28 protein-coding genes are annotated in these 25,387 nt (G+C 35.4%); 6 read left to right on the top strand and 22 right to left on the bottom strand.

Annotated elements, in window-relative coordinates; translation table 11 throughout:
• Positions 1–31 precede the first annotated feature (31 nt).
• The 11 genes from C564_RS0112025 to C564_RS0111975 all read right to left on the bottom strand — a co-directional run bounded on the left by C564_RS0112025 (position 32) and on the right by C564_RS0111975 (position 10,591).
• Positions 32–811 (bottom strand): 2-keto-4-pentenoate hydratase, encoded by a 780-nt coding sequence (locus C564_RS0112025; RefSeq protein WP_018765493.1) that lies wholly within the window; start codon positions 809–811, stop codon positions 32–34.
• A 202-nt stretch (positions 812–1,013) separates the two neighbouring features.
• Complete coding sequence (locus tag C564_RS0112020; protein ID WP_003197186.1) at positions 1,014–2,483, bottom strand: aldehyde dehydrogenase; 1,470 nt, start codon at positions 2,481–2,483, stop codon at positions 1,014–1,016.
• Between the two features lie 12 nt (positions 2,484–2,495).
• On the bottom strand, positions 2,496–2,954 hold the full coding sequence (locus C564_RS0112015) for a RidA family protein (protein ID WP_018765492.1): 459 nt from the start codon (positions 2,952–2,954) through the stop codon (positions 2,496–2,498).
• Positions 2,926–3,969 (bottom strand): amidohydrolase family protein, encoded by a 1,044-nt coding sequence (locus tag C564_RS0112010; protein ID WP_033794804.1) that lies wholly within the window; start codon positions 3,967–3,969, stop codon positions 2,926–2,928. The genes C564_RS0112015 and C564_RS0112010 overlap by 29 nt, the downstream gene beginning before the upstream one ends.
• The gene (gene nbaC, locus C564_RS0112005; RefSeq protein WP_018765490.1) at positions 3,954–4,493 is read right to left on the bottom strand and encodes a 3-hydroxyanthranilate 3,4-dioxygenase; all 540 of its coding nucleotides are present in this window, start codon (positions 4,491–4,493) and stop codon (positions 3,954–3,956) included. The genes C564_RS0112010 and nbaC overlap by 16 nt, the downstream gene beginning before the upstream one ends.
• 27 nt (positions 4,494–4,520) lie before the next feature.
• Positions 4,521–5,069, bottom strand: coding sequence for an FAD synthetase family protein (locus C564_RS0112000; RefSeq protein WP_003197178.1), 549 nt, complete (start codon positions 5,067–5,069; stop codon positions 4,521–4,523).
• A 19-nt stretch (positions 5,070–5,088) separates the two neighbouring features.
• Positions 5,089–5,835, bottom strand: a complete 747-nt coding sequence (locus C564_RS0111995; RefSeq protein ID WP_016114611.1) for an IclR family transcriptional regulator — start codon at positions 5,833–5,835, stop codon at positions 5,089–5,091.
• Positions 5,836–5,988: 153 nt separating this feature from the next.
• Positions 5,989–7,461 carry a 4-hydroxyphenylacetate 3-hydroxylase family protein gene (locus C564_RS0111990; protein WP_018765489.1) on the bottom strand — a complete coding sequence of 491 codons (1,473 nt, stop codon included), beginning with the start codon at positions 7,459–7,461 and terminating at the stop codon, positions 5,989–5,991.
• A gap of 200 nt (positions 7,462–7,661) precedes the next feature.
• On the bottom strand, positions 7,662–8,792 hold the full coding sequence (spoIIP, locus tag C564_RS0111985; RefSeq protein ID WP_018765488.1) for a stage II sporulation protein P: 1,131 nt from the start codon (positions 8,790–8,792) through the stop codon (positions 7,662–7,664).
• A gap of 399 nt (positions 8,793–9,191) precedes the next feature.
• Positions 9,192–10,160: an SPFH domain-containing protein gene (locus tag C564_RS0111980; protein WP_003197170.1), complete on the bottom strand. Its 969-nt coding sequence runs from the start codon at positions 10,158–10,160 to the stop codon at positions 9,192–9,194.
• A gap of 2 nt (positions 10,161–10,162) precedes the next feature.
• Positions 10,163–10,591, bottom strand: a complete 429-nt coding sequence (locus C564_RS0111975; protein WP_003197168.1) for an NfeD family protein — start codon at positions 10,589–10,591, stop codon at positions 10,163–10,165.
• Positions 10,592–10,909: 318 nt separating this feature from the next.
• On the opposite strand from C564_RS0111975, the gene C564_RS0111970 reads away from it, so the two are divergent.
• Positions 10,910–12,088, top strand: coding sequence for an MFS transporter (locus C564_RS0111970; RefSeq protein ID WP_442852603.1), 1,179 nt, complete (start codon positions 10,910–10,912; stop codon positions 12,086–12,088).
• 73 nt (positions 12,089–12,161) lie between these two features.
• On the opposite strand, the gene C564_RS0111965 is transcribed toward C564_RS0111970, so the two are convergent.
• The 5 genes from C564_RS0111965 to spoIIP (C564_RS0111945) form a co-directional block, all read right to left on the bottom strand.
• Positions 12,162–13,637, bottom strand: a complete 1,476-nt coding sequence (locus C564_RS0111965; protein WP_018765486.1) for an amidase family protein — start codon at positions 13,635–13,637, stop codon at positions 12,162–12,164.
• Between the two features lie 229 nt (positions 13,638–13,866).
• Positions 13,867–14,313: an NUDIX hydrolase gene (locus tag C564_RS0111960; protein WP_003197163.1), complete on the bottom strand. Its 447-nt coding sequence runs from the start codon at positions 14,311–14,313 to the stop codon at positions 13,867–13,869.
• A gap of 23 nt (positions 14,314–14,336) precedes the next feature.
• A complete protein-coding gene (locus C564_RS0111955) occupies positions 14,337–15,077 on the bottom strand; it encodes a M15 family metallopeptidase (protein ID WP_018765485.1) in 741 nt (246 codons plus the stop codon).
• Between the two features lie 11 nt (positions 15,078–15,088).
• Positions 15,089–15,586, bottom strand: a complete 498-nt coding sequence (locus C564_RS0111950) for a GNAT family N-acetyltransferase (RefSeq protein ID WP_018765484.1) — start codon at positions 15,584–15,586, stop codon at positions 15,089–15,091.
• A 312-nt stretch (positions 15,587–15,898) separates the two neighbouring features.
• On the bottom strand, positions 15,899–17,053 hold the full coding sequence (gene spoIIP, locus C564_RS0111945; protein ID WP_018765483.1) for a stage II sporulation protein P: 1,155 nt from the start codon (positions 17,051–17,053) through the stop codon (positions 15,899–15,901).
• Positions 17,054–17,142: 89 nt separating this feature from the next.
• Here spoIIP (C564_RS0111945) and C564_RS37410 point away from each other — a divergent pair, with 89 nt between their 5' ends.
• Both C564_RS37410 and C564_RS37405 read left to right on the top strand, forming a co-directional pair.
• Entirely contained in the window at positions 17,143–17,436 is a 294-nt protein-coding gene (locus C564_RS37410) for a hypothetical protein (RefSeq protein ID WP_016114606.1), read from the top strand.
• 26 nt (positions 17,437–17,462) lie between these two features.
• Positions 17,463–17,759, top strand: a complete 297-nt coding sequence (locus tag C564_RS37405) for a permease (RefSeq protein ID WP_224796182.1) — start codon at positions 17,463–17,465, stop codon at positions 17,757–17,759.
• On the opposite strand, the gene C564_RS0111930 is transcribed toward C564_RS37405, so the two are convergent.
• From C564_RS0111930 to cbpA, 4 genes are all read right to left on the bottom strand, one after another.
• The gene (locus C564_RS0111930; protein ID WP_003197152.1) at positions 17,750–18,265 is read right to left on the bottom strand and encodes a DUF1572 domain-containing protein; all 516 of its coding nucleotides are present in this window, start codon (positions 18,263–18,265) and stop codon (positions 17,750–17,752) included. The two genes, C564_RS37405 and C564_RS0111930, sit on opposite strands and share 10 nt — an antisense overlap.
• 18 nt (positions 18,266–18,283) lie before the next feature.
• Positions 18,284–18,613: a chaperone CsaA gene (gene csaA / locus C564_RS0111925; RefSeq protein ID WP_003197150.1), complete on the bottom strand. Its 330-nt coding sequence runs from the start codon at positions 18,611–18,613 to the stop codon at positions 18,284–18,286.
• A 67-nt stretch (positions 18,614–18,680) separates the two neighbouring features.
• Positions 18,681–20,018 carry a branched-chain amino acid transport system II carrier protein BrnQ4 gene (brnQ4, locus tag C564_RS0111920; RefSeq protein WP_026008543.1) on the bottom strand — a complete coding sequence of 446 codons (1,338 nt, stop codon included), beginning with the start codon at positions 20,016–20,018 and terminating at the stop codon, positions 18,681–18,683.
• A 463-nt stretch (positions 20,019–20,481) separates the two neighbouring features.
• Positions 20,482–21,129 carry a cyclic di-AMP binding protein CbpA gene (gene cbpA / locus C564_RS0111915; RefSeq protein WP_003197146.1) on the bottom strand — a complete coding sequence of 216 codons (648 nt, stop codon included), beginning with the start codon at positions 21,127–21,129 and terminating at the stop codon, positions 20,482–20,484.
• A gap of 348 nt (positions 21,130–21,477) precedes the next feature.
• On the opposite strand from cbpA, the gene C564_RS0111910 reads away from it, so the two are divergent.
• The 3 genes from C564_RS0111910 to C564_RS0111900 all read left to right on the top strand — a co-directional run bounded on the left by C564_RS0111910 (position 21,478) and on the right by C564_RS0111900 (position 24,369).
• Entirely contained in the window at positions 21,478–22,365 is an 888-nt protein-coding gene (locus C564_RS0111910) for a hypothetical protein (protein ID WP_018765479.1), read from the top strand.
• A 212-nt stretch (positions 22,366–22,577) separates the two neighbouring features.
• Positions 22,578–23,885 (top strand): hemolysin family protein, encoded by a 1,308-nt coding sequence (locus C564_RS0111905; protein WP_003197142.1) that lies wholly within the window; start codon positions 22,578–22,580, stop codon positions 23,883–23,885.
• Position 23,886: 1 nt separating this feature from the next.
• Positions 23,887–24,369, top strand: a complete 483-nt coding sequence (locus C564_RS0111900; RefSeq protein WP_003197140.1) for a DUF456 domain-containing protein — start codon at positions 23,887–23,889, stop codon at positions 24,367–24,369.
• Positions 24,370–24,394: 25 nt separating this feature from the next.
• On the opposite strand, the gene C564_RS0111895 is transcribed toward C564_RS0111900, so the two are convergent.
• Together C564_RS0111895 and C564_RS0111890 are read right to left on the bottom strand one after the other, a co-directional pair.
• The gene (locus tag C564_RS0111895) at positions 24,395–25,015 is read right to left on the bottom strand and encodes an NAD(P)-dependent oxidoreductase (RefSeq protein WP_018765478.1); all 621 of its coding nucleotides are present in this window, start codon (positions 25,013–25,015) and stop codon (positions 24,395–24,397) included.
• 106 nt (positions 25,016–25,121) lie between these two features.
• Complete coding sequence (locus C564_RS0111890; protein WP_016114600.1) at positions 25,122–25,301, bottom strand: hypothetical protein; 180 nt, start codon at positions 25,299–25,301, stop codon at positions 25,122–25,124.
• Positions 25,302–25,387: the final 86 nt, after the last annotated feature.

Raw genomic sequence — 25,387 nt, 5'->3', positions numbered from 1 at the left:
TATATCCCCTCCTTTTCACACAACTATAAAACTATACAAATTTAATAGAAACCGAACCAAGAGATCCGAAATCGGCTTGAATTACATCATTACATTGAACTGAAACAGCGCCCGATAATGCACCTGGCAAAATTAATTCCCCTGCCTTCAATGAAATATGAAATTCACTAAGTTTATTCGCTAGCCAAGCAACCGCTTGTGCAGGATGTCCTAATGCCGCTGCTCCTGCTCCAGTAGCAATTAAACTATTATTTTTATAGAGGGCCATTCCAGCCGTACGCAAATCTACTTCAGATACATTGGACATCTTTTCACCAACAACTACTTTTGCAGAAGAACCATTATCTGCTACTGTATCGACAAGCTTAATCTTCCAATCTGCAATACGACTATCAAGAATTTCAAGTGTAGGTACAATATATTTCGTTGCCATTAGCACATCTACATATGTAATATTAGGTCCACTTAAATCCTCAGCTAAAACAAATCCAATTTCCGCTTCTACTTTTGGAGATACAAACGAATCTACCGAGATTACACTTCCACTTTCTATTTTCATATCATCTAGTAAATGTCCGTAATCTGGTTCATCTACCCCAAGCATTTGCTGCATTGCACTACTCGTAAGTCCAACTTTCTTCCCAATCACTGTGCGGCCTTGTCTTAACTTTCGTCCCACTACTTCGAGCTGAATGTTATACGAATCTAAAACTGATAGATTTGAATACCTTTCCGTGAAAGGCGAAATTGGTCTACACGTTTGTTCTGCCTGTATAAGTTCATCTGCTAATTCCTTTATTAACACTTGCATTTATCTCACCTCATTTTTAAAATCTATATTTAGAACACATCAGTGGAAATACCATTCCACTGATGGAACATTCATTTTACCCAGCTATTCGCAGGCAGTAAGACCCCCACCTCAGGTTTCAGAGAGAAGCAAAAAAGATAGGCGGGGGATAACTGCCCGTAAAAGCCCGATTGGTGAAGCCCCCACTGATGGAAGTTTCACTTTATAATTTCATCGTAACTGTCTTTGCTTCTGTATAAAATTCAAAACTATGGCGTCCACCTTCTCGGCCAATACCACTTGCCTTAGAACCACCAAATGGGGTACGTAAATCTCGCACATACCAACAATTAATCCATAATAATCCCGAATCAATTTGCGAAACAACTCGTTGTGCTCTTCTAAGATCATTTGTCCAAACAACTCCCGCTAAACCATAAATAGAATCATTTGCAATACGAATTGCATCTTCTTCTGTTTTAAATGGTATAACAACTAAAACTGGACCAAAAATCTCTTCTTGAGCTACACGCATACGATTATCGACATCATATAATATAGTCGGTTCATAAAAGTTCCCTTGTGCTAAACTCTCGATTCTTTTTCCGCCATGGGCTAATTTTGCTCCTTCTGAAAGACCTATTTCCACGTACTGATCAACTGTTTCTAGATGTGATTTCGAAACAAGCGCTCCCATATCTGTATCTTCATCAAGAGGGTCTCCCACTTTTATGTTTTTCACCGCTTTTACAAATTTCTCTAGAAACTGTTCATATACGCTTTCCTGTACAAGTAATCTTGAACCAGCTAAACAAATTTCTCCTTGATTCCGATAAATTGCTTCAATCGATCCTTGTACCGCTTCATCTAAGTCAGCATCTTCAAATACAATGTTTGCTGATTTTCCGCCTAATTCTAATGAAACTGGTATTAAGTTTTCTGAAGCATTCCGCATAATTGTTTTCCCTGTATTACTTTCCCCCACAAATGAAATACGTCTTACAGACGGGTGCGTCGTCATTTTCGTTCCTACCGTACTGCCTGGCCCTGTAATAATATTCAGTACACCTGGAGGTAGCCCGGCCTCATTCGCAATTTCACCAAGCATGACTGCACTTAGCGGCGTGTAAGATGCTGGTTTCACAACTACTGTATTACCAGCGGCTAGTGCAGCTGACGCCTTCCACGTCATCTGCATAAATGGCAAATTCCAAGGAATAATTAAGCTCGTTACTCCTGCTGGTGCGTATTTTGCATATGACATAAAGTTATGCTTATCATAATGTTCATGTACTATATACTTTGCCATCTCGGCAAAGAAACGAAAATTATGTGCAGAACGCGGAATATCAAAACCACGACTTTCTTTTATTGGCTTTCCGACATCAAGTGTCTCTATATACGCTAATTCATCTACTTTTTGCATAATCAAATCTGACATTTTGCATAAAATAGCTGAGCGCTCTTCCACAGGCATTTTACTCCAGATACCACTTGTGAATGTACGCCCCGCCACGTCTATTGCTCGCTTAGTATCCTCTTCATTTGCTTGTGCAACAGAGGCAAGTTTTCTATTTGTCGATGGATTGAACGTATCGAACGTTTCGCTGGACATCGCATCGACATATTGACCATCAATAAATAACTTCGCATCTTTTACTTTCATTTTTTCAGCTAATAGTTCTTTATTCACACTCTTTACCTCCTACTCTACAATTTCTAAAACCATCTCGATTTCAATTGTTGTATTATTCGGTAGTTGAGCCATTCCAACAGCGGAACGAGCATGCTTTCCCTTTTCACCAAAAACATCTACTAATAAATCGGATGCACCGTTCATCACTTTTGGCTGATCAATAAAATCTTCTGTACTATTTACAAATCCAAGTAACTTCACAACTCGTTTCACCTTATTTAAATCACCGAGTTCATTCTTTACAGCGCTTAATAAGTTCAACATAGACTGCCTAGCTGCCTTATATCCATCTTCTATTGATACATCTTTACCTAATTTCCCATGGTACTGGTCAACACCTTGTCCAGCAGTAAACAATAAGTTTTCGACCCTTACACAACTTACATAATTACCTACCGCTGGACGAATAGCTGGTAGTGTGAGTCCCATTTCATTTAATTTACTCTCTGGTGTTTGTACTTTCTGCATATACTACACCTCTTTTTTTCATATCAATATTTAAGAAACTCGCTGCATTTCCGCCAAGCATAGCTTCCTTTTGCTCCTCTGATAAATCAAGTGTCTCGTCAATTACTTTACCTGGCTGAATTTCTCGTAGTAAAAACGGATAATCCGACCCCATAAAAATCTTTTCATGTCCAAATCGCTCTATCATATATTTAAGGTTGATAGGATCATAGTTTAAAGAATCGAAGTAAAATTTCTTTGCGTAATGGCTCGGAGGATATGTAGTTAATCTCAGATGTGGCCATACTTGCCACCCTTGATCTAATCGCGGCAAAATATATGGAAAAGAACCTCCACCATGAGCAAAGCAAATTTTTAACCTAGGAAACTTCTCCATTATCCCGCTCCATATAAGTGTGGCTGCGGCAAGAGCCGTTTCACTTGGCATCCCAACTGTATACATAAAATTATGATGCGGCATTCTATCTCGCCCTAATGTTTCCCACGGATGAATAAAAATTGGGACTTGCCATTTTTCAGCCATCTGGAAAAACTCAATAAATGATGGATCATCTAAATTTTTCCCATTGACATTCGTTCCAATTTCAATTCCATGTAAGTTTAATTCTGTTATGCATCGCTCCATCTCACGAACTGCCGTTTCTCCATCTTGCATTGGCACTGTTCCTAATCCAACAAAACGATCTGGATATGCCAAGACGGTTTCCGCAATAAAATCATTTTGAATACGCGCCATTGCTTCAGCTTCTTCTGGTTTTGCCCAATAGGAAAATGTAACAGGAATTGGTGATAATACTTGTATATCAACACCTTCACGGTTCATATCTTCAATTCTTTTCTCCGGACACCATACTTGATCTGTCACATCGCGAAAGTTTTTCCCACCAACCATAATCGCAGCACCACATGTACAAGTGCGATTTAATATCGGCCAACGTCCACCACCAAACTTCTCCTCAAAATCCGGAAATGTTTCAGGAATAATATGTGTATGAAAATCTATTCGCACTTCCATTCCTCCACTTCTTCTGGCATAATATGTCCGCAGTTTTTACACGCACGAACTTCTTTATTTGAATTAAAACTATGAATCGCTTCTTTCACTTGTTTTTCAATATCGGTTAATTGAACCCGTACGCGATGCATTTCATGATTACACTCATCACAGAACCAAACAAAATCTTCAAGTTCTCCTTGGTTACGTTTCCTTTCAATTACTAATCCATATGTGTCTGCAACGCGGTGCGGTGAATGTGGCACCATCGCTGGTAACATAAACACATCTCCTTCTTTCACTGTAACAACTTCACGTTTCCCTTCTTCCGTAATATATTCCACATAACATTCGCCTTTTATTTGATAAAAGAATTCATCTGAAGGATCAACATGAAAATCACGTCTTCTATTTGGCCCTCCTAAAATCATGGCAATAAACTCTGAGTCCTGCCAAATTACCTTGTTATTTACCGGTGGTTTCAATAACTCTTTATTTTCATCAATCCATTTTAGTAAATTAAAAGATTGTAATGTTTTTGACATGTTTTTTCCTCCTTATAATTCATTCGCTTATATTGTTTTAAGAGGCCATCCTAATAAGGATTGAGACCTTTGTAATTCTCCTTGAAATAAGTGATTCCGTATCCTCGTTGATGAAATTCGTTCACCTTCTTCGCAGCAAACCTCTTCGACGATAGAAACATCAAAGTATTTCATCAGTAGCTCTATATCACCCTCGCGATTTTTTCCAAATCGAAAATCTTCTCCGACATAAATTTCAATTGGGCATAATCTTTGTAATTCTTGAATAAAGTAACTAGCCCTTCTCGTTACATACAACTCATCAAAACGAATAACAATTACATGTTCAACACCGAGCTCCTGAAATCGATTTAACTTCTCATTAATTGGCGTTAGCACTTGTGCTCCCTGAAAATAAGAACGTGGTGGTGGATCAAATGTATACACGACATTTGGAATCTGTAGCTCTTTCCCTTTCTCCACCGCGTTTCTAATAACGGTCTGATGTCCTTTATGCACACCATCAAAAGCACCAATAGAAACAATCGATTTTTCCAATTCAGGTACACTATAATCATGTATATAAATGATTCTCACCTCTCTTTTACAGTTATGATTAAATGTCTAAATAACCAAATTCCTTTGAAATTAAATTTGCAGTATTCATCACACTTCGAATCATGACTTGACGATTGCTTCCTTGCATATACGTTTTCGGACCAACAATATTAAGAGCCGCAATAGTTCTCCCGGTGTAAGAACGAATAGGAGCCGCAATGCCATATAATCCATGTTCATTTTCGTTATCACTTATGGAATAACCTTGCTTACGAATTGTCTGTAACTCTTCTTGAAATCTCTTCATACAAGTAATTGTATTTGGTGCTCGAGGCAGCAGCCCATTTTCTGAAGTATACTCTAAAGAAGAAGGATTAAATGAAAGAAGAACTTTTCCTGTACTTGTGCAGTATGCAGGTTTTCTTGATCCGACATGAGTTGATATTTGAACAGAATCCTTTGATGAAATTTTCAAAATAAATACAACATCTCCACGGTCAAACATACCGATATGCACCGTCCCATTAAATTTCCTTACAAGTTCTTCAACGATTGGAATCGCCCCGCTATAAATCTCTTGTTGAAACATCACTTGATTGCCCCACTCCAACAATTTCCATCCCAGTCGATATTTTCTCTGCTCATCTCGAATTAACATTCCTTCTTCACACAATGTACGGACAAGATGGTGAACTGTACTCGGGTTCATATTTAATTTTGCAGCAATTTCAGAATTTCCTAACACCGGCTCACCACTCGTAAAACAATTTAGAATTTTACAAATTTTACTGATAGATGCTATCACAATAACTTACCTCCTCTATTCCAGTTACATATTTTCCGGTTCATATATAGCTAAAACATGTAAGAAGATTTACATCCTAACAGTAAAATTCTTGTTATCTATTTGCCACTCCTTCCTTTTTTATTTTAAAATGTAAGCGCGATCATTTTATTGTCACCTTAATGAATTTCCAGATAATTCCGTTCGCAAGGCACTGTCCACAAGTGACAGCGATTGTTGTTTTTTGTACGCATTATAAAACATGCCCATTTTTCTCACTGGATCACCAGAATAATAACGCTCATATTGTAATAGGCGTTGTCCAAACGCTTCACCGCATAAGTCCCAAGCTAATTTAAATAATCGAACGCGTTCCTCAGAAGATACTCCTTCACGCCCGATATAATATTTATACATATCCTCTTGAATCTCTGGATTCATAAAGTCGGCACCTGTTGGCGACATTAGTAGGCCACCAGCCCCAATGGTTTGAATAATTTCAATAGCACGTGGATACATTTTAGGTAATAAGCTACGTATTGTATCAAGCGGTAGTCTCGCAGGAACAGCTTCACCATATGCATTCGTTTCATACTCATATTCTGCTACTTGCAAGAGTGCACGGATTGTTTCTACATCTTGTATTAATTCTGCTAACTGATTTTGTACATTTAAAAAGCCGTCTACTCCAATTGAATCTGCTAGTTTTATAGCCACTTCTGCTGCAAAAGAAAGTTTCACTAATCCTCGTACTCCTGATTGATGTGCTGGTTGATGACCAATTCCTGTTTTTGGATACAGCTGATTTCCAGCCTCTACACTTTGATAGATAAACACTTTATCCCATGGAATAAACACATTATGAAATACAAGGAGTGCATCCATTTCTTCAAACCTTGATGCAAGTGGATGATCAAACAAGGATCGTTTTCCATCTTGCATTGGCTCGCGACAAAGGATCCTTAAACCCGGTGCATCAATAGGAACTGCAAAAGAAATTGCATGACGTTCATCACCCGGCTTAAAACTTGGATAAGAATAAATGATTACCTCATCTGTAATTGGTGCAAGTGTCGCTAACATCTTAGCTCCGCTTACATACATTCCCTCTTCTGTTTCGTTCACTACACCTAAATGCATCGTTGCATCTTCTTGCTGATGTGAGGCTTTACTTCGATCATTTTGTGGATTGATAATCGCATGTGTTAAAAACAAATCTTGATCACGTATATGTTTATAATAATTTTTTATATTAGTCCCCCATGAGGAATCAAATTTTTCAAAAAACCATGCATTGCTCGCCATTGAAGTAACTGTAACATTTAAAAAATCTGGTGTTCTGCCCATTAAACCAAATGTAGCCTTTGCCCATACTTCAAACAATTCGCGGCGTGCTTTTAAGTCCTCATAATTTTTTGGCACTAAAAATGCATTCGAAACCCGCTCTCCTGTCTCTTCGCATATATGGGTAATCTTGTCCTGATACTCTGGATCATGCTGCATATCATATAATTTAGCAATTTGTAAAATCGGTTCTCGAAAAACATCTTCATTCACAACATCGGTTATTCTTCTTCCACCAATCCAAATTTCAGGATTTCTTGCCTTTAATCCTTCAATATACTGAGCCCCTGTTCGAATCGCCATTTTTACCCCTCCAATATATACATTTTGAAGTTTACTATACAAATAAGTTTAGAAATTCTGTCACCCTTTTAAATTGACAGAATTTTAAATTATTATAAAACAATCTCAACTCAAAACTACTGCCTTATTTCACATTATGAAATTCTAGTAAAATTTTTAAGGGACATGTAAAAAAGGAACAGTTCCCTGTTCCTTTCACATCATTCATTCACCTTCTCCGCATCCCAATAATATTTACTAAATGCTTCAGTTAACACATCAATTGTGTTATATAGCTCTTCTAAAGTATTATCAACGCCACCAACTTCGATAAGCATGGCATTTTTCGATAAATCTTGATTATAGACTCCATTTCCATCCTTTTTATACTTTGGAAAAATCCCTCTACTTAACCCATAATAGTTTTCGTCTAAATACGAATTTATCGCTCTTGCAATCTTTTCATTATCAGAACGCCTTGCATTTTCCATCCCTATTATAAAATATAACCTCGCATAGGATTTGCCATTAATCACTTTTGTCGTAACATTCTTCCGCTGATCGTCCCTGTGAATATCAATTGGAAACATAATCTTATCATTTTGTGCCAAGGCTTCTTTCACATATCCATGAGATGCGGTATATGCTTGATACCATTTCCATTTCTTATTCGCCAATAAATCACCCATGTTTATTTTGTCATGAAGAACCGGTATTCCCTGCCCTTCCAACTGTTCTTTTAGACGCTCTCCCAAAAGCGAGACATTTACATCCGGACTTGATGGACTCTTCGCCCCAGGTAACAATGGATAAAAGGACTCCCAACTATGCGTGTGATAAATATATACAGCTTTTTCACCTTTTGCATCGTTTTTATTTTTTTGTACAGGATTCTTTTTGTCTGCTTCTGTGACTTTATCTTTCGCTACTTCCCGTTCTTTCGTTACCTCTTCAATCGGTACACTAGATTCATTCGGAATATTCGTATAGTCCGTTCCTTCTCCAGCTACGATAATATTAGAATAGTACTTTGACATCCCCGGTACTTCTTTGCCAACGAACGTTCGTAAATCATGTATTTTCAGATCTGTTGTGATAGAAAACAATAAATTCCCAACAGACTCTCGTTTATTTGTTTTAAAATAATCCGATGCAAAATAACGATTTTCACTCTCAAACATTTGAATAAATCCTTGCATTGATACTTTTCCAAACCACTGACTCGCATAATAAGATTTCATAGTATGTAAAAGCGAGGTCACAATAGACGCCGCCACTATCACTACAAATACATATGATAAGATTAAAAATAGAAATTTCTTTCCATGTATACGAGTTGCATACTTTTTCAATGTATCACCTTCTTTATCATTTTAGGTGAGAAGCCCCCACCTCAAGGAACGTGAAGAGCACAGACCAATGAGTAAGTGGTGGTAGTTCAAACATGGATATGTACAAGCTTTATGTAATATATATTTACTAGACTTTTAAATTAGACCTTACATACTAGAATTCCATTTTCAATTTGTGTTGCACCAAAGTTTAAGTGTAAGTTAAAAATAATGTCTTTTCTTACCTAGCCTCACTTAGAGCAAATATAAATGATATACAAATCTTCAAAATATCTACAGCCTGTTTTGTACAATTCTCCCTAATTGAACTACCCCCACCTTCACTTCGTTTAGAGGAGGGGGTCTTCTCTGTTAAAATGATAAAAAAAGAGAAATGGCAGCCCATTTCTCTCTCATTAGTTATTGTTCTTTCGATGTATCCGACGAAGGTGATTTCTTCGCTTGTTTTTCTTTAAAAATTTCACCGATTGCACCAAGTGTGCCAAGTGTTTCAATTGCATTAGATGGGATGAAGACCTTATTTGCTGGTCCTTTTGCTACTTCAGCTAACGATTCAAATGATTTATAAGCAAGAACGCGTTCATCTAAGTCCGCTGCACGTATTAATTCGATTCGGTTTTGTTCTGCTTTCGCAATCGTTTCAATTGCTCTTGCTTCCCCTTGTGCTTCTAATTCTTTCGCTTCTCGTATACCTTCTGCTTCGCGAATACGCGCTTCTTTATCCCCTTCAGCCATCAAGATTTTACTTTGTTTTTCCCCTTCAGCACGAAGAACTTTATCTTGTTTAGCCGCTTCTGCTTCTAGAATAATCGCACGCTTATTACGCTCTGCTTTCATTTGTTTTTCCATGGATACCTGCACATCTTTTGGTGGATTAATATCAACAACTTCCACACGTTCAATACGAACGCCCCACTTCTCTGTTGCTTCGTCAAGAGCTAGACGAATTTCTGTTGAAATCTTTTCACGCCCTGATAATGTTTCATCCAGCTCCATCTTACCAATGATTTGACGCATTGTTGCAGATGTAATATTACGAACACCATATTCATAGTTAGAAATACCATATGTCGCAAGTTCCGGTTCAACAATTTGATAGAAAATTATTGTATCAATTTCTACCTGTACGTTATCTTTCGTAATTACCTTTTGTGGTGGCACATTTGTTTGTTGAATACGTAAATCATGGTATACACGTATACGATCTACAATTGGGATTATTAGATTTAATCCTGGCTGCATGATGCGTTGGAATTTACCAAATCTTTCAACCACACCTACCTTTTGTTGGGGCATGATTTTAATTGTTAACGCGATAAATACAATGACAATTAATGCAAAAATAATCGTTAATGTTAATGCTACCATTTTTATTCACTCTCCCTTTTCACATATAAAACAGTGCTGCTCCTCTTTATAACAATGACTCTTTCCCCAGTAGAAATGGGAACATCTGAAATAGCAGTCCAAGTATCGCCATCCACTTTCACGATCCCATTCCCTTCACTTGTAATCGCTTGCAGGATAATTCCTTTTTTACCAGCTAATTTATCGACAGTATCGATAAATCCTTTTGCCTCTCGAAAATTTTTAGAGATTCGTTTCGTAAAGAAAGTCAATGTTAAACTTACAATTGCTCCTACAACAACTTGTAAAAATAGTGCATCTGGAGCAAACAATGCAATAAGACCTCCGACAACCGCTCCAATTCCAAGCCATAACATGTAAAAGGTAATCGATAACATTTCTGCTATAAATAAAATACCGGCTATAATAAACCAAACTACCCATCCAGCCATATGCAACCCTCACTTTCTTTTTTATTTTCTATATGTATATGAAAAAAAAGAATTGTTTATCACGTCCTCCTAATTAAGGCGAGACGTTTCATCGGAAGCTACTATACATATTCACTGTTATAATGAGTATTATTAAAATATTATATTAATATATTCTTTATTATACATGAAAATCCCTGTATAAAAGTTACAAAAAATAAAATTCTTTCAAAAATTTATTCCACGAATTATGATTACTATAAAGAAATATGTATTATTCTTTGAGTGGAGGTACCAATATTGCATCAACAATCGCTATCCTTTTATTGGTTTTCTAAAATGTGCATCACTCTTGCTGAAGTTGTTTACATAATGATTCTTACTACTCATATTTATATAACAACCAAATCAGCTACTATCACAGCTCTTTTTCCATTATTACGAGTTATTACAAGTTTTATTGCAAGTACATCCGCACCACTTTTAATGAACCGTTTTCCATCTTATTCATTGCTCTTTACATTGCAAGGCGTTAAGACTTTCTTTTTTATTCTTTTAACTGCATTATTTCCCTTACTATCATCTAACATCATTGCCCTTCTTGCTTTTATTATTCTCATTTCATTATGCGAAGGTTGGAGTTCTCCTTTATTATACGCTGTTATTCCACGTCTAACATCACAAGAAAAGTTAGTAAAAGTAAATAGTGTCTTTTCCTTTTCAACACAAATTGTTCAAGCAGCTGCTTATTCATTCACAAGTGTAGTGGTCTTATTGATTGGTGCCACTTCTACACTTATGATAAACAACGTATTAATGATTTTGGGGTGTATTGCATTATATGTTTCATTGCGCGCTATACAAACTGAACAAACAATAGAGAAATCCTCTTCCAAATCAGCTGTATTAATAGAAGGATGGAAACTTTTATTTCAGCATCCCTCCCTCCGTATAGTTACATATATGGACTTAATTGAAGCTTTTGCTGGAACGATATGGATTGGTGGTATTACTATGGCTTACGTAACGACTGTTCTTCATAGAGGAGCAGAATGGTGGGGTTATATCAACACAAGCTATTATTTCGGAACATTAATTGGTGGGCTATTAGCATGGCGAATGAGTACATATATTCAAAATAACTTAATACGCTCAATGGCCTTAGGATCACTTCTATTTAGCGTGCTTACTTTCTTATATGGCATAACAAGTAACGGATTTATTGCACTGTTTCTTTGTGTTCTAATGGGACCTTCCTATCAAATTCGAGATATTTCCCAAACAACCGTTTTACAATCAAGCGTACCACCATCTCTATTATCAAGAATGTATACAGCTCACGGTACACTTACTTCGGCTGTTTCAGGACTTTCTATGCTATGCGTTGGTATTATTACCGATATGTTCGGTGTCCGTACTATATATATCATTGCTGCTTTTCTAATTTTATGTTCTGCTTATTTATCTTTTATTTTGTTAAAACATACAAAACAGCAAGAAAAGGACATTTCTCTTTGATTGCACAGGTTTTTGACATAGGAAACTTTACAGAATAAAAAAGGATAGGGTGCCCTATCCTTTTCACACATATTTACGATAAATTTGGAATTCGTCTATGTTTTGTAGCTTGTTCAAATGCATATGCAAGCTTAATTAAAGTCCCTTCGCTAAAAGCAGTACTTGCAAAAGTGATTCCAAACGGTCTTCCGCTTTTCATATATCCAGCCGGTACTGCTATGGAAGGATAACCAGCTTTGGCACATATTGTTGATCCTATATATGAAGGGAAGAGAATTGCATCAAGATCATATTTCTTTAACGCAAAATCAATTCCTTGTTCCTGGGAAAAATATAAATCTTCTAATTTTGCATTTAAGTATTCAGGGTTTCTTAACGTATTAGAAAAATCCTTTCCAAACTCCAACCTACTTTGTCCATATTTTAATGCTTTCTCTTCTATATTTTTATTAAATGCAATTAATTCAGAGATAGAATGGACTGGAATATTGGAAGGTAACTTGGAAAGATAATTATCTAGACTATGTTTTAATTCATACGACGAGACTCTCCAACTCCACTCCCTATGAAAAGATGGAATTTCAATATCTTCTAATACTGTTGCTCCTTCATTACGCAGTACTTGTATAGCATTCTGAAATAGTTCCTCATCATACCCTCCAGATTCGTAATAGCTTTCAGAGGCTTTGTTAAATACTCCAATTTTAGCACTCCTTAAACCATTAGAATCTAAATAAACCATATAATCTTGTTGAGCTCTTCCTTCACTTTTATAAGTTGCAGGATCAAGCTGGTCTATTCCTGTTAGACTCCCCAATAAAATTGCCGCGTCAGTTACTGTTCTAGCAAAAGATCCCGCTGTATCTTGCGAATATGTAAAAGGTATAATCCCCTTGCGACTTACTAAGCCAACAGTAGGCTTAATACCAACTACAGAGTTCTGAACTGCTGGACTTAAAATAGAGGCATCTGTTTCTGTTCCAATAGATAAAACGGTTAAGTTGGCAGCAACCGCTACGGCCGACCCTGTACTTGAACCACCAACAAAAAGGTCATCATCACCTGATCCATATGGATTAATGACTTGTCCACCTCTTGAACTATATCCAGCCCACATTTCAAAAGACATTCCATTCGCTAATTCTGTCATATTCGCCTTACCTAATATGACTGCACCTGCTTCACGAAGCTTTTCAACAAGAAATGCATCATGATTACTCCTATAGTTTTCAAGCGCAATTGTTCCTGCACTTGTATGCATTGAATCATTTGTTTCAATATTATCTTTTAAGAGAATAGGAATACCGTGCAAAGGACCTCTGACACCCTTTATTTTTCTTTCATGATCTAATCCTTCTGCGATAAAAATTGCATCTGGATTTATTTCTAAAATAGAATTTATTTTCGGACCGTCTTGGTCATACTTCGCTATTCTATGAAGGTAATACATAACTAACTCTTTCGAAGTAAGTTCCCCATTTTCCATCACTGTTTGTATACCATGAATTGTTAATTCTTTTCTTAGTAGTTTATTGAATTGAATCTCCATCTGATTTCTCCCCTTACAAGTTGTTTCCTAGTTTCAGATCTTATCTTATTACTTATTAACTTTAATCATTGCCTTGTCTCCTCATTTCGACAAATTCACATCTGTTTAAACATTTCGTCTACCATACATAAAAACCTTCAAACAAAATAAAAAACGCCTTAGACGAATAAAACTATCTAAAACGTTGTTAACAATCACATATATTCTCTTTCTATTTCCAAACTCTCTTTTATTTCACATACACGTCCTCTAATAAATGTACAAATTCACCTTGATTCCCTGCTAATACAGGACACTTTGCTATATCAACCCATTCATAACAAAATGTTAAGCCCTCATCTTCCTCTCCTGCACTTACTATATGTTCCCACATATCTTTTACATCTGTTAATAATGAAATGTGAAAGAAGTGACGCTTTTGATACTCCTGTTTTTCTTTCATATAGATGATATAATCATCAATGAAACGTTCTATACATAAATGACGAAGTCCAGACTCTTCTATTACTTCACGCAGTACTGCTGCTTCTAATTTTTCTCCTTCGTCAACTGTGCCACCTGGGACCTGTATACCTGCTTCTGGTATATCACGATGAGTAAAAACAAGCAACTGCATAACTCCTGCTTTCTCCCTTGTAATGTATGCATATACTTTTTTCTTATATAACATCGTCATCTAATCCGTCTCCCCTCAATTCATTACTTCATCGCTTCCTCTAAGGTGAGTTGATTTTCATATAGATATGTCGCTTGTGGATTCCCTACATAACGTACGTGCCACGGTTCATACCGATAACCCGTAATGGACTCCTTCTCTTTTGTATACCGAATGACAAAACCAAATTGATGCGCATTTTGAGATAGCCATTTCCCTTCTTTTGTATCTCCAAAAACAGACTCTAATTGGAATTTAGCTGATTGTGATGTAATATCCATTGCGAGTCCCGTTTGATGTTCACTCGTTCCTGGAACAGCACTAGACATTGCTGTTTTTGCTTCTCCATCTTGAATCTTATACATTGTATTTAATGCTTTTTGCCGATCAAAAGACCGGTATCCAGAAACTGCAAAAAGAAAAATCCGCTCCTGATCTCCTTGCTCTAACATTTTTTCAAGTGCCTGCGCTGCTTCTTTCCTCATCTTCTTTTTCTCTTGATCACCTTCACTCGAATAACGCACTTTTGGAATAACTAAATCTTGTGGCTTATAACGATCTGGTAGCCGTCTGCTTTTATTTACAAGTACAAGTACGGAATCAGGATTATTGACAACCGCAAGATCTCCTTCCATTTTGGCAATAGTTTCTTGTGCCTTTGGAAATACAACGCTACTATTCACCTCTTGTGCCTGTTTATCTTTATACATTTTATAATTAATGCTTGCCACTCCAATAATAATTACAACTACTACGACACCCAGTAGTGTCCATCTTTTTTTCATACAACGACCTCTTATTTTAATAATTTGGCCATATAATACTCATCGACACGCTCACCCTCGACAATAAGAGAAGCTTTTTTGACACCTTCCTGTTCAAATCCTGCTTTTTTATATAGTGCCTGCGCTCTTGTATTGTGGGCCATTACTGTTAATTCCAAACGCCATATATCATGTAATCTTGCCCACTTTTCTACTTCTTTAAACAATGTCGTCCCAATTCCTTTTCCGCCATATTCTTGTAAGATTCCAATTACAATTGCTGCTGCATGCTTGTTTCTTTGCACATTACCACCATTAGCTAAAATAAATCCAACTAATTGCTCCCCTTCTACTGCTACAAATATAGTAGAATTATAATCTTCTACAAAACGTTGAATCATTTGTGTTTGCTGCTCTACTGTTGTATTCCGTTCACCTGGTTCTAATAGCATAAAAGTAGTTTCTTCATCCAATTGTTTTCCTAATTGCAAAAATGCTGCTACGTCCTCTACTCGAATTTCTCGAATCATTTCTATCACCCTACCAAGTTTATAATATAAAAATTTTCTTTATAAAGAGATTTTCGCTATTTTTTTATGAAATTCCTTTCTATTTTCCCCAGGAGAAATAGACAATTTTCGATATCAATATAATGAAGAAAAAATTGTGACAATAAAGTGAAACTTTAATCAGTGGGAGTTTTCTTCTTACCTCACTTAAATTTTTTACATTTGCTACATTTTAAAGTTGGGGCTTACTACCCGCGGATAGCGAGATAAAAGCTTAGCTTCCATCTTTTTATTTTTTGAACACACAAAAAAACGTAAGTATCTCACTTACGTTCATCCATTTACCTTTTCTGCTTGCCAAAAATGTTCACTAAATGCTTTCGCCAATACATCAATGGAACGATTTAATTCTTCAGATGTATTATCTACACCTCCCACTTCAATTAAAATCGCTTGTCCTGATAAGTCCTGATTATAAACACCGTTCCCTGTTTGAAATCCCTTTTGAATAACACCGCGGCTTACTCCAGGATATTTTTTATTAATCGCTTCATGTAGCGCAGTTGCTAATTGTAAGTTTTTTGCATAATTTTTATTTCCTTTTCCAATGACAAAAGCAAGCTTCGCATATGATTTATCTCCAATCGCTTTTGTTGTGACATTTTTACGAGCGCTATCTCGGTGCAAATCAAAGAAGTATTGCAATTCTCTGTTACTAGCCATTGCTTCCTGTACAACTTCACGAGACATTTTATAAGAACTTGTATCATTTAAACCCTTACTAATCAACCTCTCCCCAACATCTGTTTTATCATTAACTGCCCCTATCCCTTCATTTTCTAATTGCTCACGGAATCTGTCTCCCAAAATAGAAATATTCGTCACAGAGCTTGTCGCTTTATTTGGATTTGGATTATTTGTCAAATTTAATAACGGTAAATAAGACTCCCAGCTATGCGTATGATAAATAAAGGCCACTTGTCTTTTCCCAGTTGTTTGAGATGGTTGTTTCTTGTCTTTATTTGTATCCCTTTTCGGAACTTGTCCTGCTTCTCCAGTCCGCTCTTTCACTACTTCCTCAAGTGGAACACTCGATTCTATTGGTAAGTTAGAATAATCTGTTCCTTCACCAGCAATGACGATTTCCGTATCGTATTTCCCAAAACCCGGAAGCTCCTTTCCAACAAAGCTACGTACATCATCAAATCGAATATTCGTTACAGTTGAAAAAAGAAAAGATGAAATCGAAAAATCTTGATTTAAATTCCGATATTCTTGTGTAAAATAGTGATTTTCCTTTCCAATCACATACATATAACCATTTATTGACAACTCATTCAACCAATTATATAAATATGCTGACTTTGTTTCTTTTAATGAAGTCACCATCATACTAATAAGAAAAAAAGTTGCTAACATCATAATGACAACAAATAAAATGAGCTTTCGTACACTCGTTAATTTTACATAAAAAAAGCCTCGATTCATAACATCACCCTCTCTGTTCCAACTTATGTACAAGCTATAGAGAATAGACCGCCTAAATTTCGGCTATATTGTCATAGAGGTGAAGTGAATTGAAGCTAATTATAGGTATAATTCCTATTGTTTTATCATGTGTTTTTTTATTATTTGCAGCACATCCTAAAATCCGTGCTTTCTTAGATATTTGCGCGTACCTTTCATTATATATACTGGGTATACTAATTGCTTTTAACATATATGATGTTGTACTGCACGGCTTAGTATTTATGACAACCATTCACAGTATTTTATTGAATCCATTATTTCTCCTTACCGGGGCTTATGTAGGAGTATATTCTTTATATCTCCTTATTTATAAACTAGTAACAAATGTAAGAAAAACTTAATACTTACCTTTAAATGGAGTGTAAAGATGAAACCACCTTTTATATGTCATAAATGCCAGAAGAAAATTATCAGAAAACAAGATCTTATCACCACAATATTTTACATACGTATCTACTTATTTCACAATACTTGTTTTAGCCAACAATTTTTCTTTTCTAGTTTCATTCCTATTAACACGTTATTTGGAGCATATTTCATTTGGTATACTCTCGCTATAGGGAGTGTTTTAACCATAACTGAACCCTCAATTATTTGGATCTTTTTTTTACTACCAGCTCTATATCGCTTCATTTCTTATTATTATATCGAACGTCACTTTTGAAGATAGCGATTAGACTGTCCTTTAGGAATACTTAAACACTCCCAATCTTTTTCTTTCAGCAATTTCCCAACATAAATAATTTGTCCAATATGTGATGCATAATGAGCAATCTGCCTTTCAATTGCTTGCATAACACTATGCGCTTCACCACGAATATGAATTATCTTTAAAAGATCTTGCGGAGTTAATGATTGCAGCGCTTGAAAAACATACCCCCATCCTTCCCCCCATGCTGCTAGCACTTCTTCTTTTGAAGCATAACCGCCTTCAAATTCACCATCACGATTCCGATCTAGCTTTTCACCGTCTGTCGTTAAGAAATCTGTCCATCTTGAGCGCATATTCCCATGCAAATGTTTAACTATAATCGCAACACTGTTTGCTTCTTCATGAGGTGTCCAGCATAGTTGTTCATATGATAACTGTGAAAGCGATTGTTCTCCTTGCTTTTGAATCGCCTTAAAGTTTGAAAAAACACATTCTAAATAAGCTTTTCTAACTTCCATTTCCAATCCTCTCCCATATTAACTAATTGGCGTTCCATTTGGAATTTCTATATCAGGTTGCAATAAGATTACATCACCATGTTCTGGGACTCCTCCTAACACAAGCACCTCTGATTTAAAGCCTGCAACACGTTTTGGTGGAAAATTCACTACGGCAACAACTTGTTTTCCAATTAACGCTTCTGGTGTATACCGCTTTGTAATTTGAGCACTGGATTGCTTCATACCAAGTTCACCAAAGTCAATTTCCAGCTTAATTGCAGGTACACGCGCTTCTTTAAACTCTTCTGCTTTTTTTATCGTTCCAATACGTAAATCTAACTGTAAAAAGTCTTCAAAATTAGCCATTTTATTCTCCCTCCCAAATTATCATTTAGACAAAACATGCAAATTCCCTCTAAAAAAAGAAAGATGCCTAAGCACCTTTCTTTTTTAACTCCCTTGATTCATTTGGTCTATATAGGAAGTAACCGATAACTCCACCAACACATGATGGCAATAACCATCCAATTCCTTCCTTATATAAAGGAAGCATTTGCAACACATTTGTTATAGCATCAAACTTAATATTTGCACTTTCTAAACCGTTAAATAGACTAATAACTAGTGCCCCTAAAATTGCACCGATATATATTGTATTTCGCTGCCCAATCCATTTATGGAAATAAGACAGAACAATTAGTACAATCGCAACAGGATAAATAATCAGTAACACAGGCAATGTTACAGCAATAAGCTGTGTTAACCCTAAGTTTGATACAAATAAACTAAACGCACATACCAATGTGACAATCATTTTATGTGATAATCTTGGGAATAAGTTTGTAAAGAATCCCGCACACGCCGATGTAAGTCCAACTGAAGTTGTTAAACATGCAAGTGTAATAACAAGGCCTAACAATACTTTTCCACTTGTTCCATATAGCTCATTTACAACTTTCGTTAAAATAAGACCTCCATTATCAGAAACGCCAAGTGATGTACTTGTCGAACCAAGATAAGCAAGTGATAAATAAATTAATGTTAAGCCTACCACAGCAATAATTCCTGATATAATTGTTATTTTTGCAATTTGTCCACTCTCTTTTATCCCTTTTGAACGAATAACTTGTACAACAACGATCCCAAATACAAGTGCACTAATAGCATCCATCGTTAAATATCCTTGAATAAATCCGCCAAAAAATGCATTTTCTTTGTATGCATCTAATGATGCAGCAGGCGCCCCAATTGGATCAATAATCGCTTTTCCAACAATTACAGCAACAATTAATACTAATAATGGGGTAAGGAACTTTCCAAACCAATCAATTAGTTTTGATGGATTTAATGATAAATACCAAGTAACCCCAAAGAAAACTACTGTGTATAGAAACAGCATATACCACTCTGACACAAACGCTTCTGATAGAAACGGCTTCATTCCCATTTCAAATGAAACTGCCCCTGTACGCGGGATTGCAAAGAATGGTCCAATCGCTAAATAACTAATCAGTGGGAAAATAAACGCAAATATAGGATGTACTCTAGAGGATAACGCTTTCAAGTCTCCCTCTACAAAAGCTACAGCGGTTACAGCTAATAGAGGAAGTCCGACTCCTGTCACAAGGAATCCAATTGTGGCAATCCAAACATTTTCTCCTGCTTGTTGACCTAATACTGGTGGGAAAATTAAATTTCCTGCTCCTAAAAATAATGCAAACAACATCAAACCAATTGCTATCGTATCTCCTGGCCTTAATCGTCCCTTCATCTTTTTCTTGCATAGCATGTTCTCTATTGTTTTTATCTTTTTTCACAATATGCTATGCATCCTCCTCTCTGCTCATGTTGATTAATATATCGCCCCTTAAAAGGCAATGCCTTTCTCCATAATTTCTCCACTTCCCCTTTTTATTACTCTAATTTATAAATTTTGATTTTTTCGAATATTCAAATCATTAGAGTGTTAAACCATGGAGTAAACTTGTCAGACTTCTTTGCTTTTGTCACACATATAGTAACATATTTAGTTGAAAAATAAAAACATATTTTTTATATAGAATTTTTCGAAAAACAAAATAATAAGTTCTCCTTCCTCGTCTATTATTCTTTTAGGAAAATATTTTAGAAACAAATATGCAACGATTCATTTTGTTATCTCAAAATAACATTACTATTTCCTTTTTTATGTATAACGAAAAGCCATCTAAATTATACAGATGGCTTTGTATCTTCTATTCTATTGTCTCCACTTCACGTGGATTATTCATTTCTTCTACATATACAACGCGAAATCCATGGTCTTCTAAATCCTTAAGCAATGAATCTAATTCTTCTGGTTTAAATTCTTCGCCTAGTGTAAACATAATTCTGCGTACTAATAACGCATCATTATCAAATGTCATTAAACTTTGAATGCCACTATATTTTTTCAAAACTGTAGATAGTTTTTGAATCGCTCCATTATAATCTTGGGTTCCCACCATAACAGAATACCTGCTAGAATGAACACCCCATGCATCCTCTAATAACTCAAATACCTTTTTATGAGTTAAGATTCCAAGAAATGTCCCTTTCTCATCGATAACGGACAAATATGGTAGCTTCTTAATTGTAAAGAACACTTTAAAGAAAGAAGAGTCTTCTCTCACATAGCCCTCTTTATCATTTAATAATTCTGATAAATCATCTTCTAATGAACCTTTATATTCTAAAATATCTACTTTATATACATTCCCTAAAAATTTCTCTTTCTTTTCATCTAAAACTGGCACACAACGATAACCTGTTTTATTTAAATGATCCAATGCTTCACCTATTGTAAATGAAATGGAGCAATATAAAACTTCTCTTTTTGGCACATAATTTCCTTTAATCCTCATAAAAAGCCTCCTTATGTTAAAATACTTTCTGTGCCATAACTATATTATATTTTCAGAAAAAAATAAATAATTTATTTTATTTTTCTGAAAGCTTTTCATATTATTGTCATTATTTGTTCATGAATGATTCATTTTTGAGAAATTTAGTAGATTATCATTCTGTACAACAAATAATATAAGCAACTTATCATACTTAAGCTAGTTACTGACTATAGCTGAAAATAAAGAGAATTACTTATAATCCTAGCTTATACCCATATGTAAAGAAAAAGATATTGTAACTTTAGCAAAAAAGCGCTAAAATAATAATAAGAATTTTATGAATTTTCAAAGAGTAGGTGAACCTTTATGTCTTCATTATTTCGTTCTTACACATATCGCTTTTTTGTAGGATTCCTTATTATTCTTATCATAAGCCCCATTCCCGCCTTATTATTAACTCACGAGTCTTCTTATTTGAAAGGTTTACTTGGGATTTTTCATAATCTCGCTCATTTTCCATCCATTTTCATCCCGATGATTGATTGGATGCATGAATCCATTCTTTTTTCATCACAACCTATTATAAATTCAACCACAACTCTACATGCTCCAGGACAATCTACACTTCTATTCCCTTATATGTGGGAAGTATACTTTTTATCAATCGTGCGTTTTACATTCACACTCGCAATTGGTTTTTCAATTAGCTTAACAATGGGACGTTTATTCTTAAAGGCACCAAAACAACTAAAAAAATACACTTCAATATTGCGCTGGATTCCATACTCATTCAGTACTGCTTTATTACAATGTTCTATTGTTTTAATTTCTTTATACATCGCAAAGTACATAACAATTCCATTCCTTTCCTCTCTCATCATCATAAGTAGTACATCAATGATTATTATTATACAGGCAATTAAAAAATGGATTCCGTTTTTAAATAAAACTGCAGAACATGATTTACGTGATTCAACTTTTCTCATTAATACGTTATTTATGGCAATTGTTTCAAATCATAAATCTATTTTAAGCTCCATTATTCTGTCATTTTTTTATATGGAATGTATTTTTCATACGAAAGGATTACTACAATTTATTATTCAATTTGGAGGAAGTTCCCCGACCGTTGTCACAATTGGACTGCTACTCATTTATATTCCATACATCATTCTTTCCTTTCTTCAATCCTTGTGGACAACAAACCAGTCTAAACATCAAACTTACACTATCACAAAAACACTGATAAAGTAATTAAGCTTCATGCTATCTCCCTCCTTTTAAAAATGGAGGGTTATTCCCCTTTCATTCAGGGTAAAATACCAACAAATTCATGTATGTTTAGAAAAACATTCCAATATTTACTCATTTCCTTTGACTATTATTTTCATTTCGATTTATTATAAAAGTATAACATACTTGCAGGAGGTGACATCTTTATTCCAACTTCGGAGTAGAGAACACACTTGGACATATTAAATATTTTTCTCATTTTTGTACTTATTCTCATTTCTGGCTTTTTCGTCGCATCTGAATTTGCGGTTGTAAAAGTACGAAAAAGTCGAATTGATCAGCTTGCAAATGAAGGAAATAAGCAAGCATTAGCTGCCAGAAGCGTTGTTTCTAACTTAGATGTATACTTATCAGCCTGTCAGCTTGGTATTACTATCACGTCTTTAGGCCTTGGTTGGCTTGGTGAACCAACTGTTGAACACTTACTACGACCACTATTTGAAAAAATAAATATTACTGGAGCAATGGCTAATACGCTATCGTTTATCATTGCATTTAGTGTCATCACTTTTTTCCATGTTGTATTGGGGGAACTTGTTCCAAAATCTTTTGCAATTCAAAAAGCGGAGGCTATTACATTAAAATTTGCCAAACCACTCATTTGGTTTGATAAAATCATGTATCCTTTCATTTGGTCACTTAATAGTACAGCCGTATTCTTTACAAAACTATTCGGCTTAGAACCAGCAAAAGAAAATGAACTTGCTCACTCAGAAGAAGAATTACGACTTATTTTAGGTGAAAGCTTTAAAAGTGGTGAAATTAATCAAACTGAATACAAATATGTAAACAATATTTTCGAATTTGATGATCGTGTTGCCAAAGAAATTATGGTACCTCGCACAGAAATGGTTTGTTTATCTACCGAAAATACATTAGAAGAAAATATGGATATCGTGGCATCTGAAAAATATACACGTTATCCGATTATTGAAAAAGATAAAGATGATATTATCGGGATGCTAAATACAAAAGAAATTTTTCACGACCAAACGAAGGGGATTCAAAAACCTTTAGAAGCGTATATACATCCGGTCTTAACTGTATTTGAAACAGTACCAATCCGTAAAACATTAATTCATCTTCAAAAGAATCGTGTGCAAATGGCAATTGTAATGGATGAATACGGCGGGACAGCTGGCCTATTAACAATGGAAGATATTATTGAAGAAATTATTGGTGAAATTCAAGATGAATTTGATGCAGATGAATCGCCAATGATTGAAAAACGCACACCAAAACTCACTGTACTGGATGGAAAAGTACTCATTTCAGAAGTAAATGATATATTTGGTCTACATATCGATGATAGTGATTTAGATACAATTGGGGGCTGGCTTCTATCTCAGGCAATTGATTTAAATATTGAAGTTGGCTATTCAATTGAATATGCTGGTTTCCAATTCAAAGCATTAGAACTTGATGGGCATCAAATTAAGAAAGTTGCTGTACATAAACTAGATAGTAAAAAGGAGATATAAAGTGACCGTTTTATTAACACTTTGTATAATTGCTTGTTTTATCGTATCGTTTATTGCGTTTATCTATCCGATTATCCCTGGCATACTTGCACTGTGGGCTGGATATCTCATTTATCATTTTGGCATAAATGGTGGGGAGCTAACAATAAGTTTTTGGATCCTTCAAATCATTTTTACCATCATTATTTTCGTTGCTGATTTTATCGCAAATGGATACTTCTTAAAGAAATATGGAAGTACCAAATGGGGTGAACGTGTGGGAATGGTTTCTATTATTATCGGCTCCTTTTTCTTCCCACCATTTGGTCTCATTATCATTCCATTTCTGTCTGTTTTCGTGACAGAAATAATGCATAAAAAGACACCACAAGAAGCGTTTATGGTCGGAATTGCTACAGTCGTCGGCTTCTTAAGCAGTACAGTAGCAAAAGCAATTTTACAAATTATTATGATTATCATTTTTGTATGTTACATTCTTTTTTAACCATCCCTTTTCAGGGATGGTTTTTTTAATAAGCAATGCCTACACGGCTATTTTCATATACTTTTTCATTTATTAGAGACCACGTAAAACGAGCTGTATCTCCTACCGTAATTTTTGATCCATCCAGTGGTAACATATCCTTCTCCGTCCGGTATATACCCGTTTCTTCACCATCAATTAAATGTGTAGGACAAACAATTGTCCAGCATAGCCCACTATTTTTTAAAGCTACATAAGCAGCTAAATGATCTTCTGCAGCCGTTGTGGTTTTTCTTTTTGATTCTTCCGATTGAAATCGATATATCTTCTGATTTGTTCGCGCCTGTAAAATGCCTGCTGTTCCTATCGTAATAATCCTTTTTACTCCCTCTTTCCCCATATGTTTTATAATGCTAGGTATACTATTCGATAATGTTCCATTTCCATCTGTTCCAAGAGCGCTTAAAACGAGCTCAGCGCCCTTTAAAGCTTTCTTCACATCATTTCCCTGTAATACATCCCCTTCTATGATATGTAGCTTATTATGTCTCATCATAAGCTTATTTTGATCACGAACTAATACTGTGATATCATGTGAATCTTGTAATGCTAGTTTCATTAACTGTAACCCAACTCTTCCAGTTGCACCAAATATACATATTTTCATCTTCGTACTCCTTACTTACTATTTCTCTCTATTCTTTCTCAAAAACGATAAATATACAACTAAAAAAGCTTCCCCAACACGTGAGAAAGCCCTACCATTCAAAATATTATTTTTTTTCCTTTGAATCTGAAGAATTACTATCCTTGCTCGTTTCTTGATCTTTCTTTTCATCTTGCTGCGATGTTTTGTCCTCATCCTTCTTTTTGTCCTCACCTTTACTACAACCTACCATAAATAAAGAGCTCGCAAGTGCCATAGCAGTTAAAGATTTAACCCATTTATTCATTTGCTTATCCCCCTTTTGATAGAATATGTACAATCTCATATTACTTCTCTTTTTTGAAGATAATATGAGAAAAAAGTAAAGATACA

The organism is Bacillus sp. 105MF, from assembly GCF_000374885.1.
Lineage (GTDB): Bacteria > Bacillota > Bacilli > Bacillales > Bacillaceae_G > Bacillus_A > Bacillus_A pseudomycoides.
Note: the sequence above shows the minus strand (reverse complement) of the source record. Positions and strands in the feature narration are given on the sequence as shown.